Here is a 699-nt window from a genome sequence, read left to right on the forward strand (position 1 = left end):
AGCGCAGCAAAACGCTGGCCTGCGTTAAGCGGCACGTAACGGATCTTCTCCTTGTCTCCGAGGATGGCGGCCGCGAAAGTGCGGCAGATATCGGAATCGAAGCCGCGATAATACCCCTTCTCGTCGGGCCGGGAGAGACCGGGCACGCCCTGGCTGGCGCCGCAGCTGACATAGCCGCGCTGCTTGATCTTGTTGATTACCGCCTGCGCGCTGGCGTCCACGGCGCCCGTAGTCAGGCTGGCCAATCCTATCGCCAGACCCGTGAGCCATTTCAGACCTTGATGTTTCATAATCTTCCCCTTGTCGTTGAGTTGTCGTCATTCTGCGGCGTTGACGTCGGCCGCGGCGGTTCCGTTGCGCCGGGCTTCAGCAAAAAGTTCGAAGGCCTGAGAAAGGTCGGCCAGAAGATCTTCGAGCGCCTCAAGGCCGATCGACAGGCGCCAGACCGGGCCGGGCTTCAGCCAGTCGAGGCTGGCGCGGCCCTTGCGGGGATCGCTGACGGCAATCAGCGAATGCACGCCGCCCCAGCTTGCGCCGAGCCTGAACAGCCGCAGGCTGCGCAGAACATCGGATTGCAGTGGCGCCAGTTCCGGCCGCAGCACGAAGGAGAACACGCCCGCCGATCCGGCGAAGTCACGCTTCCAGACCGCGTGGCCGGGATGGCCAGGTTCCGCAGGATGCAAGATCTGCGCGACTTCC

General features: G+C 63.9%; 1 protein-coding gene and 1 pseudogene. Both read right to left on the bottom strand.

Annotated features, from left to right (window positions below; genetic code table 11):
- Window positions 1-245 (bottom strand): annotated as a pseudogene (locus NKK47_RS35080) (transporter substrate-binding domain-containing protein); the annotation flags it as partial.
- Window positions 246-317: 72 nt separating this feature from the next.
- On the bottom strand, window positions 318-699 hold a 382-nt coding region (locus tag NKK47_RS35085; protein ID WP_352579941.1), incomplete at its 5' end, for a PLP-dependent transferase.

Source organism: Mesorhizobium sp. M0019 (genome assembly GCF_040323975.1).
In the GTDB taxonomy this organism is placed as follows: domain Bacteria; phylum Pseudomonadota; class Alphaproteobacteria; order Rhizobiales; family Rhizobiaceae; genus Mesorhizobium.